Origin of the sequence: Shewanella alkalitolerans (assembly GCF_019457575.1) — a bacterium.
GTDB classification, from domain to species: Bacteria; Pseudomonadota; Gammaproteobacteria; order Enterobacterales; family Shewanellaceae; genus Shewanella; species Shewanella loihica.
This window is the reverse complement of the sequence record NZ_CP080422.1, coordinates 1,692,250-1,708,030: the sequence shown is the minus strand read 5'-3', so window position 1 is coordinate 1,708,030 and position 15,781 is coordinate 1,692,250. Positions and strand designations below refer to the sequence as shown.

The 15,781-nt window shown below is 52.5% G+C and carries 14 protein-coding genes; 8 read left to right on the top strand and 6 right to left on the bottom strand.

Features of this window, described 5'->3' with window-relative positions; translation table 11 throughout:
• Positions 1–394: 394 nt before the first annotated feature.
• The gene (locus tag K0J45_RS07695) at positions 395–1,255 is read right to left on the bottom strand and encodes a flagellar protein MotY (protein WP_011865320.1); all 861 of its coding nucleotides are present in this window, start codon (positions 1,253–1,255) and stop codon (positions 395–397) included.
• 168 nt (positions 1,256–1,423) lie between these two features.
• On the opposite strand from K0J45_RS07695, the gene rnt reads away from it, so the two are divergent.
• A complete protein-coding gene (gene rnt, locus K0J45_RS07690) occupies positions 1,424–2,137 on the top strand; it encodes a ribonuclease T (protein WP_220044868.1) in 714 nt (237 codons plus the stop codon).
• A 99-nt stretch (positions 2,138–2,236) separates the two neighbouring features.
• Here rnt and K0J45_RS07685 read toward each other — a convergent pair whose 3' ends face one another.
• Both K0J45_RS07685 and K0J45_RS07680 read right to left on the bottom strand, forming a co-directional pair.
• Positions 2,237–3,253, bottom strand: a complete 1,017-nt coding sequence (locus K0J45_RS07685; protein WP_220044867.1) for a DUF3137 domain-containing protein — start codon at positions 3,251–3,253, stop codon at positions 2,237–2,239.
• Positions 3,254–3,404: 151 nt separating this feature from the next.
• Positions 3,405–4,151, bottom strand: a complete 747-nt coding sequence (locus K0J45_RS07680; protein WP_220044866.1) for a substrate-binding periplasmic protein — start codon at positions 4,149–4,151, stop codon at positions 3,405–3,407.
• 296 nt (positions 4,152–4,447) lie between these two features.
• Here K0J45_RS07680 and cyaB point away from each other — a divergent pair, with 296 nt between their 5' ends.
• Positions 4,448–5,014 (top strand): class IV adenylate cyclase, encoded by a 567-nt coding sequence (cyaB, locus tag K0J45_RS07675; protein WP_258406791.1) that lies wholly within the window; start codon positions 4,448–4,450, stop codon positions 5,012–5,014.
• Between the two features lie 134 nt (positions 5,015–5,148).
• Here the strand turns inward: cyaB and K0J45_RS07670 are convergent, their stop codons facing one another.
• Entirely contained in the window at positions 5,149–5,754 is a 606-nt protein-coding gene (locus K0J45_RS07670) for a peroxiredoxin (RefSeq protein ID WP_011865315.1), read from the bottom strand.
• Between the two features lie 313 nt (positions 5,755–6,067).
• Between K0J45_RS07670 and K0J45_RS07665 the strand changes: the two genes are divergently transcribed.
• Positions 6,068–7,387: a Na+/H+ antiporter family protein gene (locus tag K0J45_RS07665; protein ID WP_220044864.1), complete on the top strand. Its 1,320-nt coding sequence runs from the start codon at positions 6,068–6,070 to the stop codon at positions 7,385–7,387.
• Positions 7,388–7,481: 94 nt separating this feature from the next.
• Here the strand turns inward: K0J45_RS07665 and upp are convergent, their stop codons facing one another.
• A complete protein-coding gene (gene upp / locus K0J45_RS07660; protein WP_041511693.1) occupies positions 7,482–8,108 on the bottom strand; it encodes a uracil phosphoribosyltransferase in 627 nt (208 codons plus the stop codon).
• Positions 8,109–8,319: 211 nt separating this feature from the next.
• Between upp and purM the strand changes: the two genes are divergently transcribed.
• The 5 genes from purM to asnB all read left to right on the top strand — a co-directional run bounded on the left by purM (position 8,320) and on the right by asnB (position 14,900).
• Positions 8,320–9,357: a phosphoribosylformylglycinamidine cyclo-ligase gene (gene purM / locus K0J45_RS07655; RefSeq protein ID WP_144198564.1), complete on the top strand. Its 1,038-nt coding sequence runs from the start codon at positions 8,320–8,322 to the stop codon at positions 9,355–9,357.
• Positions 9,357–10,001: a phosphoribosylglycinamide formyltransferase gene (gene purN, locus K0J45_RS07650; RefSeq protein WP_220044863.1), complete on the top strand. Its 645-nt coding sequence runs from the start codon at positions 9,357–9,359 to the stop codon at positions 9,999–10,001. The genes purM and purN overlap by 1 nt, the downstream gene beginning before the upstream one ends.
• Before the next feature lie 271 nt (positions 10,002–10,272).
• Positions 10,273–11,019 (top strand): HAD-IIA family hydrolase, encoded by a 747-nt coding sequence (locus K0J45_RS07645; RefSeq protein ID WP_041406575.1) that lies wholly within the window; start codon positions 10,273–10,275, stop codon positions 11,017–11,019.
• A gap of 221 nt (positions 11,020–11,240) precedes the next feature.
• Positions 11,241–12,902: a M28 family metallopeptidase gene (locus tag K0J45_RS07640; RefSeq protein ID WP_220044862.1), complete on the top strand. Its 1,662-nt coding sequence runs from the start codon at positions 11,241–11,243 to the stop codon at positions 12,900–12,902.
• 339 nt (positions 12,903–13,241) lie between these two features.
• Positions 13,242–14,900 (top strand): asparagine synthase B, encoded by a 1,659-nt coding sequence (gene asnB, locus K0J45_RS07635; RefSeq protein WP_220044861.1) that lies wholly within the window; start codon positions 13,242–13,244, stop codon positions 14,898–14,900.
• A gap of 74 nt (positions 14,901–14,974) precedes the next feature.
• Here asnB and K0J45_RS07630 read toward each other — a convergent pair whose 3' ends face one another.
• On the bottom strand, positions 14,975–15,748 hold the full coding sequence (locus tag K0J45_RS07630; RefSeq protein WP_220044860.1) for a substrate-binding periplasmic protein: 774 nt from the start codon (positions 15,746–15,748) through the stop codon (positions 14,975–14,977).
• Positions 15,749–15,781: the final 33 nt, after the last annotated feature.

Below are 15,781 nucleotides of genomic sequence, written 5' to 3'. Positions count from 1 at the left end.
CCCCAAATGTGTGAATCCGGCCCTTTAAACACCCTCCCCAGGCATTAGAAATACTAATCTAAGGCGGGAATTTTTCTAGTTTGTAGGACAAATGGTCTGACCCTATAATTCACCTCGTTTTCCGGAAGTGTCTACCCCGCTGGTAGATGGGAAACAAGAACTCCGAGTTCCCGTGCCAGTCACGTGAATTCATCCCTGGTTCTTATGCTTGACTTCCTTCCTTCAATTTGTTGATTGCAATGATTTATTTGCGGCCCACTTAAGATTAAGTGGGCTTTTTTTTGCCTGTTTTTACCAGGCTTTTGCCAGCGCTCTCTTTCTATCCCGGGCCGATAACAAAAAACCGGCCTTATTGGCCGGTTTCCATAAATATTATTAACTCAATAAAGCTACTCTAATCCAGCGGCTTGCTGAGGCGGATCACTACGCGTCTGTTACGCGCCCGCTCATCTATGGTGTCGTTGGATGCCACGTGGCGACGCTCGCCGTGACCATAGGTATGGATACGCTCATTGGGGATACCCGCCGACAGGAAGAGCTGTTTGACCGAATTGGCACGCTTCTCCGATACCTTCTTGTTCACCGAGCGACCACCGAAGCTATCGGTATAGGCATCGATCAACACCAGCTCGACTTCAGGATCATAAGAGAGATACTCCTGCACCTTAGCGATCTGCGCCTTGGAGTAACGGGTCAGCTCAGAGCCGCCAAACTCATAAGTCAGCACGGTAAAGGCGATATCATCGAAACTATAGGGCAAGAGATTAGCCAGACAGGATTTAAACTCGGCGTAGCGTCGACCGAAGTTCGCCGCCGACAGTCCTACGGCTACCTTGCTGGAACGGTTATACCAATCGGCATAATAGAAGGTCGGCTGCATGCCGCGCTCTAGCTCATTGAGCATGGACCAGGCCGCCTTCTTAGGCACCTCGCCACTGAAATATTTCTGATAGGTGAGATCGGTTATGGGACGGGATACCACACCAGGTCGCCAGGCGGGCGCCATGCTCATCAACTTGGCACTGGTCACCTCGTCAGGCTTGACCCACATATCCAGGCTAAAGTTTAAATCATGATCTTTACCGGCGCGGCTGGTAAACACCGCCTTGCCATAGGATGGGATCTCATGTTCCAGGCGACAGATGATGGGTGTATTGCCGCTCAGGCGCCAGGAAGACTGTTCCAGGGAGGCCACATAGTGACGCAACTCGGCCTGCGCCGTCGTCGCCAGACTCAAGCCAATCCCGAATGTCATCGCACATAGCACCCTAACCCACATAGACAGTCACTCTTGTTAATTACGTTACTTATCCCTATCGGCCTAATTTAGCATTCCTTTAGCCCATATATTGACCAATCAAACATGACAAGCTCCCATCGGATACTTCATAATAGCCCCCCACTCTTCACTTTGGATATTTTAATGAGCGATATTTGCGACGCACACAAACTTAAGCATAGATTTCGTGGCTACTTTCCCGTCGTCATAGATGTTGAAACCGCGGGTTTTAATGCTCAAACCGATGCGTTGCTGGAGATCGCCGTCACCCTACTGAAGATGGATGATAATGGCGACTTGGTGCTGGATAAGACGTTACATTATCATATCGAGCCCTTCGAAGGCGCCAACCTAGAGCCAGAAGCCCTGGCATTTAATGGTATTGACCCAAGCAATCCGCTGCGCGGCGCCGTCAGCGAGAAGGAAGCCTTCTTAGAGATCTTTAAAGAGGTCAAAAAGCACCAGAAGGCATCAAATTGTCACCGCAGCATCATAGTGGCTCACAACGCCGCCTTCGACCATGGCTTCGTCACCCAGGCGATTGAGCGCAACGCCCTCAAGCGTACGCCATTTCATCCCTTTGCCACCTTCGACACCGCCGCCCTCTCGGGCCTTGCCCTGGGCCACACGGTTTTGGCCAAGGCCTGTGAGATTGCCGGTATCCCCTTCGACAACAAAGAGGCTCACTCCGCCCTGTATGATACCGAGCGCACCGCCGAGCTGTTTTGTCATATCGTCAACAAGTGGAAGGCCTTAGGCGGCTGGCCGGTGGCCACGCCTAACGAAGAAACAGGTAGCGATGAAGCCGCCAGCGAGCTGGCTAGCGGGCAAGACACAGATACTAGTGCTAACGGCTAACAAATAGCGAGTATCAATCGTAACTCTTATAAGAGCTTGAAAGTGAGAGCTTGATAGCTCGTAGCGGATGCGGCGAGCTATCAATAATTAAACCGATATTTACAGCCCTGTACGACTGTCCAGATTCAGGGCTTTAATTAAATCAAACACCTCATAGATCTCCTTAAACACCTGCTCTATGTCATCGACAAAATCCAGTGGTTTTAGCAGATCCAGTTTAGGTTCAAAATAGTTATGCTTGCAGGCGATCTTAATCAGCAGTCGTCCATCTTTAAAACTCGCCTCTAGTTCGCCACGGTAGAAACGAGACAGTGAAAGCATACGCTCCATGGTCGCCGTATTTAGCAAATATCTCGCCTCGACTTGATCGTCGCTATACACCTGAAACTCTCGCTCAAAGGTTGGGTCTTCCAGCTTTACCCGTGTCAGCTTCTGTTTAAACTGCACTAAGCTGTTGCCAATAACTCCTTTATCCTGACGCACCAGGGTATTACCAGAGAATTTCTTTAATAGCGTAAACTCAATCAAAAGCCCTTCGAACAAGGTCTTGTATTGGGGTTTATTGTCTTTAGTCCCTTTATACTCGAGTAGCGTCAGCTCTCTCATCAGGAAAGGCACATTGTGGTATTTGCCCTTAACCGAATCGTCAAAGTAGCCCTTGTCATATTTTGGAAAGAGACCATAGTCCTTATAAGCATCCAGTTCGGGTAAGTTCGACGGATTCAACTCAAAGCTCTTGCCAAAATAGCCGAGCAGCAGTGGATAGATCTCATCGACTATCTTAGTGCGCAATTGATTTATCTCGCTACTCGCCCAGATGATAACGCTTGCCACCGCGACGATAGATAAAATGGCGCCGGCAAAGCCGATATAAAATACGCCATCTTCAAAATCGAGCACTATTGCGCCATAAAAACTCAGGGCAAAAAATGCCAAAAAGACAGGTAATCCTATCAGGGTGACGGGAGCGCTTATTTTTCTGCGGGCCAGATACTTAGCGGCCGCCGCCTGACGAGCCGACTCATAACGCCGACACCTAGGGGCTATCTGTTTCGCGTAATATTGACTAAAGGCCTGCTTGTCCTCGGCCGGAATCGCAAACTCCATTGGATTCATACATCTATCCTTGCTAATGTCCTTGAGCGACAATTAGCGGATATCTTGCGGCCCACGTCAAGTGATGATGATTCGATCGATTGAAAAACAATCGTTTAGCTTACTCGATTTGATTTGCTTCGAGATAGAGAATCTTGACCTCGGCGAAAGATTATTTACTCAACCGGCTGGCCACAGACTGCCCCGAGGTATATTTAGCCAGAAGCGCATCTATGACGCCCTGGGATCTTAGCTGGCTGATCGCATCGTTAATCTGTCCAAGTAAGGCCTGATGCTCCTTACGCAGGCGGATCACCAACACGCCATCGGAATGCACGGCCGCCAGGGCGATGGGCACCTCCAGCTCCTTGGCCCAATATAGCGCGGTAAGATCGCCTGCAATGGCCGCCTGAATTCGCCCCTTCTGCAAGGCGATGATCAGCTCACGTTCGGACTTGAAATCGATACGCGTATATTCACTGTCATCATGGTAGAGGTAGCCACGCACCGTGCCTATCTCCTGGCCGCGGATCTTCTTGATATCCATCCACTGCTCCTGGTTACCGGCCAGCACCACCACATGCTCCTTTATGGCAAAAATCGGCTGAGACTGCACGAAGGCATCGCCAAGATCCCCTCCCTCGAACCAGCTGGGGCTGACCACATCAAAATCCAGTCCGCCGGTTGCCAATGCTTGATTGGTCCGCTTAGGGGGATAATGTTTTGCATCTAACCTCACTGGGGTTAAGGCGAAGATCTGCGGCACCAACTCGGCCAGGATCCCTGGGTCTTTGGTGGTCTCGGGAATAAAGTAAGGGTACCAACTGCTAGATCCGTTGACGTCATAGGAGAGCACAGTCTCGGCGCGAAGCGGCGCCGCTAACATCAGGCAAGAGATAAAGGCTAGAGAGATTCGCATCGAGTTATACCGCACGTCTAATACCCTATGTTTGGTAGCTGACTTCTTGCTCCTTGGATAAGCCACTTGGGCGATAATTCACAGGGAGTTGCTCTAGGTATATCAGTGGTAAACAAAATGATCAATTCATTAACATTTTTACTTTGAAACTACCCGGATTAAATGGCCTAGATCAAATAGCCAAGAGTAAAAGAGCCAAAACCCGCCGCTCGCCTCACCCCGATGAGAAGGAAAGATGATATAGTCGGCCCAGCTTTTTAACCTAGGTTACAACAATTTCCATGAGCGAATCCCCCATGAGCCAATCCCATTTTGACGGCAAGTATGAAGTCGAGCTCAAATACAGGCTCCAAGATAGAAACGCCTTCTTAAGCAAGCTAGAGAGTCTCCCCCACGAGACTATGCTAAAAGACAATGTCGAGTTTGATCGCTACTATGACACCCCTTTAGGGCAGTTGGCTCAGCAGAGCAAGCACCTGTGTATCAGGCAGATGCACCCATCAAACATCAAGCTGTGGATAGTTAAAGGTCCGGGCGATAAGCAGTGTCAGGCGACTCGCATCGACAATATCGACAGCGCCGCCGATATGCTGCAAACCTTAGGCTATGAGGTAGTGCTGCGGCTTACCAAGACTCGCAGCATCTATTTTATCGACCAGTACCATGTGACGGTCGACAATCTCGAAGGCCTGGGGGATTTTGCCGAGCTGGCGATCATGACAGACGATGAGACCCAGCTGGCATATCACGAACAAGGCCTGCTCAAGCTTGCCCAGCAGCTTGGTCTTACCCAGGATGACAGGGAAACCCGCTCCTATCGCGAGCTGATGCAAAAACGCCAATCTGTACCCTCGCCCGCTTAGAGGCAGACGGCAAGGAAGACGGCAAGTGAGCCCTCACGACATGAGGCTCATGAAATTCAGCCATAAAAAAAGCTGCCCTAGGGCAGCTTTTTACTAACATTTTTACTAACGTTTTTACTAACGATATTAATCGCTTATAGTGAGTCAGCGTTGTCAGTCAGGTAAGAAGCAACGCCTTCTGGGCTTGCGTCCATACCCTTGTCACCTTTTTCCCAACCAGCTGGGCAAACGTCACCGTGCTCTTCGTGGAACTGAAGTGCGTCGATCATACGTAGCATCTCGTCAACGTTACGGCCTAGTGGCAGATCGTTAACAACTTGGTGACGAACCTGACCTTCTTTGTCGATCAGGAAAGAACCACGGAAAGCCACACCGGCTTCTGGATGCTCAACATCGTAGGCTTTACAGATATCGTGCTTCACGTCAGCCACTAGCGTGTATTGCACCTGGCCGATACCGCCCTTGTCTACTGGGGTGTTACGCCATGCGTTGTGAGTGAACTGAGAATCGATAGAAACACCGATAACTTCTACGCCACGCTTCTTGAACTCTTCCATGCGGTGGTCGAAAGCAATCAACTCAGATGGGCATACGAATGTGAAATCAAGTGGGTAGAAGAATACTACAGCTGGCTTTCCTTTAATCGCTTCGCTTAGGGTAAAGCTATCAACGATTTCGCCATTACCTAGCACTGCTGCAGCTGTAAAATCAGGAGCCGGACGGCCTACTAATACGCTCATTTTTTATCTCCATCTATGGATTGAAAAAGCTTTTAATTCTGAACTCAAAAGCATTATAGGCAGTCACCAGCGGGACACAAGTAATTTGGGATCATTGTCACTTTTTTTAATAAATATTCATCGAGTTGCCCAAGTTATCACCGTCTTCTTTCAGGCCGGTTAGGCTTATTTACACTTACGCAGTAAACTTGAATACAGTTCGGTTACATCTCTTGCTAAATTCTTAGATAAAACGCCATGGCGCTGGACAACACGGGCTATTGCTGGCAAAAATAGCTTCCCATTACAGATTAAAAAATCAGATTGAATCAATATGAATGCAGTTGTTATTGCCGTTTGCTTGATGTTGGGCCTTAGCCTTGCCCGGGTAAACGTCGTTATCGCACTCACCGTGAGTGCATTGGTCGCCGGACTCGTCGGCGGCATGAACCTAGACCAGACGGTCGATGCCTTTAATACCGGCCTTGGCGGCGGCGCGCAGATCGCCCTGAGCTATGCCCTGTTGGGCGCCTTTGCCGTGGCCCTGTCACACTCGGGACTCACCACGCTTATCTCCCGCAAGGTGATCGCCCAGTTAGGACAGGAAGAAAGCCCTGGCAACGTCAACAAGGTGCGCTGGTTCCTCTTGCTGGCTATCCTGGCCATGGCGGTATCGTCACAAAACATTCTGCCGATTCATATTGCCTTCATTCCGATCTTAATTCCGCCGTTGTTGCATGTGATGTCTAAGCTCAAGCTCGACCGACGTCTGGTGGCCTGTGTGCTCACCTTCGGCCTGGTGACCACCTATATGATCCTGCCCGTGGGCTTTGGTGGTATCTTCCTCAACGATATCCTGCTCTCTAACCTCACCAGCAACAACTTAGATGCGGTGCGCGAGCAGATCCCATCGGCCATGTTAATCCCGGCCCTGGGCATGGTGGTGGGGCTATTCATCGCCGTGTTCATCAGCTATCGCAAGCCAAGAGAGTATAAGGAGGAGTTGATCCTCGCCGCCGAGCCGGAGGAAACCCTCAACCGCCGTAACATCATCATCGCCCTAATCGCTATCGCCTCAACCCTAGCGGTGCAGCTCTATACCGGCTCGATGATCTTCGGCGCCCTCATCGGCTTTATCATCTTTAGCTTCTCCGGCGCCCTCAAGCATGTGGCCGATCAGGATATCTTTAACCAAGGCGTGCGCATGATGGCCAACATAGGTTTCATCATGATCTCGGCCGCCGGTTTTGCCGCCGTGGTCAAGGCCACAGGCGATGTGGGCACTCTGGTTGATTCCCTCAGCCATCTTATCGGTGACAACCGCGCCTTGGCGGCCTTCTTGATGTTGGTAGTCGGTCTGCTGATCACCATGGGAATCGGCTCATCGTTTTCGACCATCCCGATTATTGCCACCATCTATGTGCCGCTGGCCATCAGCTTCGGCTTCTCGGTACCGGCCACCATTGCACTTGTCGGCACGGCCGCTGCGCTGGGTGATGCGGGCTCACCGGCATCGGATTCGACCCTGGGCCCAACGGCTGGTCTTAACGCCGACGGTCAGCACGATCACATCCGTGACAGCGTGATCCCAACCTTTATACACTACAACATCCCCTTGTTGATCTCGGGTTGGATAGCGGCCATGGTGCTCTAACCGACACTGATAAAGATCCATAAAAAAAGGAGCCTTAAGGCTCCTTTTTTACTGCTCATCATATAACGATGGCGTCTTACAATCTTCGCTCGCGTTACTTAGTCCCGAAGATCTTATCGCCAGCATCACCCAGACCAGGCAGGATGTAACCGTTCTCGTTAAGGCACTTGTCGATAGAGGCAGTAAAGAGCTCAATATCCGGATGGGCTTTTTCAAGTGCCGCGATGCCTTCAGGCGCCGCCACTAATACCAAGGCCTTGATTGAAGTGCAGCCACGCTCTTTAAGCAGATCGATAGTTGAGATCATAGAGCCGCCAGTTGCCAACATAGGGTCGACCACCAATGCGATACGCTCATGCATATTGCTGGCAAGCTTCTCAAAGTAAGGCACAGGTTCGAGCGTCTCTTCGTCGCGGTAGATACCAACAACTGAGATACGTGCACTCGGGACATGCTCAAGCACACCATCCATCATGCCAAGACCAGCACGCAGGATAGGCACTACGGTAACCTTCTTACCCTTGATCTGCTCAACTTCTACTGGACCGTTCCATCCTTCGATAGTGACCTTCTCGGTTTCAAAGTCAGCGGTCGCTTCATAGGTCAACAGGCTACCCACTTCAGCCGCTAACTCACGGAAACGCTTAGTACTAATATCTCCTTCACGCATCAAGCCAATCTTATGACGTACCAGAGGATGCTTAACTTCGACCACTTTCATCGTTTTCTCCTGATCTATTCCAGTTTTTCCAGCAAATTGTACCGATTCTAGTAGATTTGTTCACAATCGAAAACATAAAGTTTTACAAACACGGTAAATCGTGACCTAAGTCCGTTTGAATATTCAAAATCATCCCTTTCGAGTGCCTACACAAGCTGATAGAATAGCGCCGCATAAAAATCCAATAACGATGTACCCGAGAGGATCCTCCGTGAGCACTCCTACCCAGCTAAGCTATAAAGATGCAGGTGTTGATATCGACGCAGGCAATGCCCTTGTAGACAATATCAAATCTGCCGTTAAACGTACCCACCGCCCCGAAGTCATGGGCAACCTAGGTGGTTTTGGCGCACTTTGCGAGCTGCCAACTAAGTACAAACATCCAGTTCTTGTGTCTGGCACCGATGGTGTTGGTACCAAGCTTAGACTGGCTATCGATTATCAGAAACATGACAGCGTAGGTATCGACCTGGTTGCCATGTGTGTCAACGATCTGATTGTTGCCGGTGCAGAGCCCCTGTTTTTCCTCGACTATTACGCCACTGGCAAGCTAGATGTTGCGACCGCGACCTCTGTGGTTAACGGCATCGCCGAAGGTTGTGCTCAATCAGGTTGCGCCCTGATCGGTGGTGAAACCGCCGAAATGCCTGGCATGTACGAAGGCGAAGACTACGACTTAGCTGGCTTCTGCGTCGGCGTGGTCGAGAAAGAAGATGTACTCGACGGTTCTAAAGTGGTTGCCGGTGACGCGCTGATCGCCCTGGGCTCAAGCGGTCCACACTCAAACGGCTACTCGCTGATCCGCAAGGTACTGGAAGTGAGCAAGGCCGATCCTCAGCAAGACCTCGAAGGCAAGCCGCTGATCGATCACCTGCTGGAACCGACCAAGATTTATGTTAAGCCGCTGCTTAAGCTGCTTGAGAAGCATGACATTCACGCCATGGCCCATATCACTGGCGGCGGCTTCTGGGAAAACATCCCACGCGTGCTACCTGATGATGCCAAGGCCGTGGTAAAAGGCGACTCATGGCAATGGCCTACCGTTTTCAACTGGTTGATGGAAAACGGTAATATCGCCGAGTTTGAAATGTACCGTACCTTCAACTGTGGTGTTGGCATGATCATCGCCCTGCCACAGGATCAAGTCGATGCGGCGCTAACCCTGCTTAAGGCCGAAGGTGAAAACGCTTGGCTCATCGGTGACATTGCCAGCCGCAATGGCGACGAAGAGCAAGTGGAGATTTGCTAATGCCCAACTGCTGTCGCGTTCTCGTCCTGGTCTCTGGTAATGGCAGCAATCTGCAAGCCATCATCGACGGTTGTGACGATAACCTAGACGCCGAAGTCGTTGGGGTGATCAGCAATAAGCCCGATGCCTATGGCTTAGTGCGCGCGCATCAGAGTGAGATCGATACCAGCTGCGTGATCCCCCATGAGGGCGAGTCTCGCAGCGACTATGATCTGCGTCTCAAGGCGGCCATCGACAAGTACCAGCCAGATCTTATCGTGCTGGCGGGCTTTATGCGTATCCTGAGCGACGATTTCGTCAAACAGTTCGAGGGACGAATGATCAACATTCATCCTTCGTTGCTACCGAAATACACAGGGCTGCATACCCATCAGCGAGCGATCGACGCCGGTGACAGCGAGCATGGCGCCAGCGTCCACTTCGTGACCCCAGAGTTGGATGCCGGCCCTGTGATCCTGCAGGCCAAGGTGCCCGTCTATCCCGAGGATGATGCCAGCGTACTGGCAGAAAGGGTGCATGAGCAGGAGCACGCCATCTATCCCTTAGTGGTGAAGTGGTTCAGCCAGCAGCGTCTGCGTATGACAGACGGCAAGGCCTACCTTGACGATCAACTGTTAAGCCCCATGGGCTACGCCGCCGACTGACCCGGCCTATTGTCAGCTATCTAAAAAGAGACCTCAGGGTCTCTTTTTTATTGGCGTAAGCGCTTTCTTAAACAGCTTGTATGTTATGCCTTACCTCTTTGGCGACATACCTTGCTCCACAGCAGAAACACCCACTCATCTTAACCGCTAACCCCAAAGCATCCCTTTATTGCTGGCCAGACTAAATAATTCACCAAATTACGTTGTTTTTAAAACACAATTGGTTTTAGATGAAGGCAGTTGACTTTCTGCTAGCAAGATGAGACCTAAGATGAAAAACGTAATTTGTGATATTGATGGTGTACTGCTACATGACAATAAGTTGATCCCTGGCAGCGATAAGTTTATCCATCGCATTCTCGAGCAGGGAAACCCGCTGGTCATATTGACCAACTACCCGGTACAGACGGGTAAAGATCTCCAAAATCGCCTCGGCGCCGCCGGGATCCAGGTACCAGAGGAGTGTTTCTACACCTCGGCCATGGCCACGGCAGACTTCCTCAAGCATCAGACGGGTGACAAGGCCTTTGTGATCGGTGAAGGCGCCCTCACCCACGAGCTCTATAAGGCCGGCTTTACCATTACCGACATCAACCCAGATTTTGTTATCGTCGGTGAGACCCGCTCCTACAACTGGGACATGATCCACAAGGCCGCCCAGTTTGTCGCCGCCGGCGCCCGCTTCATCGCCACCAACCCGGATACTCACGGCCCGGCCCACAGCCCTGCCTGTGGTGCCCTGTGCGCCCCTATCGAGCGCATCTCGGGTCGCATGCCCTTCTATGTGGGTAAGCCCAGCTCCTGGATCATCCGCAGCGCCCTGAACCATATCGGCGGCCACTCGGAAAATACTGTGATCATCGGCGACAACATGCGCACCGATATCCTGGCAGGATTCCAGGCGGGTCTGGAGACCATCTTAGTCACCAGCGGCGTCAGCCAGATAAAAGATATCGACAAGGAGCCATTCAGGCCCAACCATGTGTTCGACTGCGCCGGTGATATCGACGTCATCTAGGCTCTTTAGCCAACGAATTCACTAGCCAAGACGCGCGGTCCAGACCGCGCGTTTTTTATCCTCTGCCTGCACAAGATTTATTCCTGTCAGCCCAGCTGACATCGGCCTTTCACCAAACATAAAGCGTAACATTTAATCGCCCCGCCTCCCTTGATAATGCCGGTCATCTTATTCATCATGTGGTCGCGATTAATAAATAACAAAAACAAATAGGAAGTCCCATGCGTTTTGCCCTACCCACCTGTGCTCTGGTGCTCCTCAGTGCCTGTAGCCAGCATGCTCCCCAGCTAAGTAGCGAAGAGCAAGTTCCCGCCTTCAACGAAGCCAGATTCAGGCTGGATATTCAGACCCTCTCCTCGGATAAATTTGAGGGCCGCGCCCCCACGACCCAAGGTGAGGCGCTGACGCTGGATTATCTCAGCAAGGCCTTTGCCGCCGCCGGACTGGTCGGTGCCAACGATGGCAGCTTCCTGCAGCCTGTGCCTATGGTCAGCTATACCGCCAGCGAGTCGCAAACCGTGACCCTTGGCAATCTGCCGATGCACTATCGTCAGGATATCGTCCTGGGCAGTCGCCACGACAACCAAGGGGTGGAGATTAAAGATGCGCCGCTGGTCTTCGTGGGCTATGGCATCAAGGCGCCGGAATATGATTGGGACGACTATCAAGGCCTGGATATGAAGGGCAAGATCGCCCTGATCCTGGTGAACGACCCCGGCTTTGCCCTGCCCGAGTCAGGCAAGTTTAATGGCAAGGCGATGACCTACTACGGCCGCTGGAGCTATAAGTTTGAGGAAGCTAGCCGCCAAGGCGCGCTCGGCGCCATCATCATCCACGATACCAAGCCCGCCTCCTACCCTTGGTCTGTGGTAGAAAACAGCTGGACAGGGGCTCAGCAAGATCTGGTACTGGATAAGGCCACGCAAGACAGCCGCGTACAGGTCGAAGGCTGGATCACCAAGGAAAAAGCCAGCGAGTTGTTCGACAGCGCAGGCTTGTCGCTGGCGACCTTAAGCGATCGCGCCGCCAGCAGCCCGGTAAATGTCGCACTGCAAAAATCTGCCAACATCGCCTTCGCCAACAAGGCGGAATATGCCGATAGCTACAACGTGGTGGCCACCCTCCCCGGTCAAGGCGCAAGTGATGAGCAGATCCTCTTTACCGCCCACTGGGACCATATCGGCCTGGACAGCAGCAAGCAAGGCGATCAGATCTATAACGGCGCCCTGGACAATGCCTCTGGCACAGCAGGGATCCTGGAGATCGCCCGCCAGTTCGCCGCCCAGGCCAAACAAGGTAAGCCGCTCAAGCGCTCGCTCACTTTCGTCGCCACCACAGGCGAAGAGCAGGGATTGTTGGGTTCGCGCTACTACGCCGCCAACCCTGTCTATCCGCTGGACAAGACAGTAGCCGTCTTCAACTTAGACAGTACCAATATCTATGGCCGTACATCTGATTACACTATCGTGGGCAAAGGCAAGTCACAGCTGGAAACCTATCTGGTCGAGGCGGCCAGCGGCCAGCAGCGCACAGCGGTGAGTGAGACGCGCCCAGAGTCTGGCGGCTTCTTCCGCTCAGACCACTTCAGCTTTGCCAAGTATGGTGTGCCTGCGGTATTTGCCGGTGGCGGCAACAACCCCGTCGATGACGCCACGGCCAAGTACAAAGCCGATATGAAAGCGCAGATGAAGGGCTGTTACCACAATGTCTGCGACGAATATCGCGCCGACTGGGATCTCTCCGGCGCCCTGGAAGATCTTGGAGTCTACTATCAGGCCGCTCAACGCCTGGGTAACAACGGCGACTGGCCCGGATATTATGCCGGCACCGAATTCCACCAGCTGCGCCCGGCAACCACAAAAGAGACAACTACCGCCGAGTAACTAAGGTTTTCGGCAACACATGAATAAAAGGCTTCCATCGGAAGCCTTTTTGTTTATTTATCCGCCAGTCACGCCACTTTTTACTAACTCGACTAAAATCCAGACTGAGATTAAGAATGCACAAATCCCACCTCAGATATGGAAGCAAAAATAGAGATTCCACAATTAAAACCGCAAACAGCCAAACAAAACTCAAAATCACCACCACCAAAACCACAAAAACAACACTGAAAAGGCGAATTTTATGATGTTTTGACAATTTTCAGGCTTGGCAGATGCAGAAAATACTGTCAAAGTGATTGGCAACTGAGATTTATACCGTTTTCTGGAGCTTTCATTATGTGTTCAATATTTGCGATTCTCGACATCCAAACCGATGCCACGCCGCTACGCCAGGTTGCCCTGGAGATGTCCAAGTTGCTGCGCCATCGCGGCCCCGACTGGTCAGGGATCTATGCCAGCGACAAGGCAATCCTCGCCCATGAGCGTCTGGCCATCGTCGATATCGAACATGGCGCCCAGCCACTGTTATCAGAAGATGGAAGCCTGATCCTGGCGGTCAACGGTGAGATCTACAACCACAAGGAACTCAAGGCCGAACTGGGTGACAAGTACAGCTACCAGACCAACTCAGACTGCGAGGTGATCCTCGCCCTGTATCAGGAATACGGCACCGAGTTTCTGGACAAGCTCAACGGTATCTTCGCCTTCGTCCTCTACGACAAGCGCAGCGACAGCTACCTGATTGGCCGGGATCACATGGGGATCATCCCCCTCTACACAGGCCATGATGCCGAAGGCAACTTCTATGTCGCCTCGGAGATGAAGGCGCTGATGCCCGTCTGTAAGACGGTCGAGACCTTTAAGCCTGGCCACTACCTGACCAAGAGCGGTGAGACCCATTACTACCAGCGCGACTGGCAGTCTTTCGAGGCGGTGCAAGACAACACGGCCAGCGTGGAAGAACTGCGCGAGGCACTAGAAGCCGCGGTCAAGCGCCAGCTGATGTCAGATGTGCCCTACGGCGTACTGCTCTCCGGCGGACTGGACTCTTCCGTGGTATCGGCCATCACCCAGACTTTCGCCAAGCGCCGCATCGAAGATGACGGTGCCAGCGATGCCTGGTGGCCGCAGCTGCACTCCTTCGCCGTTGGCCTGACCGGCGCGCCGGATCTGGCGGCGGCGCAGAAGGTGGCCGATGCCATAGGCACCATACACCATGAGATCACCTTCAGCTTCCAGGAAGGCCTAGATGCGCTTAAGGATGTGATCTATCACCTGGAAACCTACGATGTCACCACCATACGTGCGGCAACCCCCATGTATCTGATGGCACGTAAGATCAAGGCGATGGGGATCAAGATGGTATTGTCTGGCGAAGGCGCCGACGAGCTGTTTGGCGGTTACCTCTATTTCCACAAGGCGCCGAACGCTCAGGCCTTCCACGAGGAGCTGGTGCGTAAACTAGACAAGCTGCACCTGTTCGACTGCCTGCGCGCCAACAAGGCGATGGCGGCTTGGGGCTTAGAGGCGCGCGTGCCCTTCCTCGACAAGGCCTTTATCGACACGGCGATGCGTATCAACCCTGAGGCCAAGATGTCCAAAGATGGCCGCATCGAGAAGCATATCCTGCGTCAGGCCTTCGAGCACAAGTTGCCGCAAGAGGTGGCCTGGCGTCAGAAGGAGCAGTTTAGTGATGGCGTTGGCTACTCCTGGATCGATGGCCTGAAGGAACATGCCGCGGCCCAGGTGGACGATCTGCAACTGGCCAACGCCAAGTTCAGGTTCCCTTACAACACACCGGAAACCAAGGAAGCCTACTTCTACCGTTGCTTCTTCGAAGAGCACTTCCCGCTGCCATCGGCCGCCGAGACAGTGCCAGGTGGCAAGTCGGTCGCCTGCTCTACCCCCGAGGCGCTGGCCTGGGATGAGAGCCTGCAAGGGATCATCGACCCCTCGGGTCGTGCGGTACAATCGGTGCACGAGAGTGCCTACTAGTCACTGCATTTGAAAACCATAAAAAAAGAGACCACAGGGTCTCTTTTTTTATGCACTTTTTAACGCTCTGTGAATCAATAATGCTCGAGATGATGCGTGGCAAACTCCTCGACCGCGTGCATGAAGCGCCCCTCTTCATAGGCCTGGCCGATAATCGCCTGCATCTCACCCAGGGGGATCGCCATCTGATGTCGCTTACTCACGCCGAAATAGACCAGGCGCTGCTCCTCGTGGGTATAAGGATGCACCTTAAGCTTGTCGTCGAAATCACTGAAACGTGCCCTCAGGCTAGGCAGTACCACCTCTGAGACGATAAGCAGATCGAAGCGTCCCTTGAGTAGCATATTGGTCGCCGAGATCACATCATTGGTCTGCACCTTGTTCAGCCCGGCATCACTGTCGAAACGATCGAAATACTCTGTCTCCCGCGACACGCCGATAGAAAGCGCGCTGAGATCCTCATAGTCATTCACGTTCGCCAGCGTCTGTTGGCTGATGAAGACGAAGCGACCATCATTGCGATAGGGCAGAAAATAGCTAAAGGCGGCACGCTCAGGCTTGGCGTATATTCCGGCCAACACATCGACGCTACCCTGCTCTAGCATATGCAGGCAACGGGCGAAATTAGGGCTGGCAATAAAGGTTAACTGGCGCTGTAACAGGCTGGCAAACAGCTCGAGCGCGGCGATATTCTCACCTATGGGTGGGTGCTCAGGCTGTAGGATCTGAAACGGCGGGTAGTGGTCGACGCAGACCCGCATCACTCGCTCGTCTTCGACCTCACCGGCATAGATGGGCTGCGCGGCGAGCAAGCCCGCCGCCAACATCAAGGCCCTAGTACGCTGCATTCAAGAATGACTCCTGGGACTCCATCTCCCGTT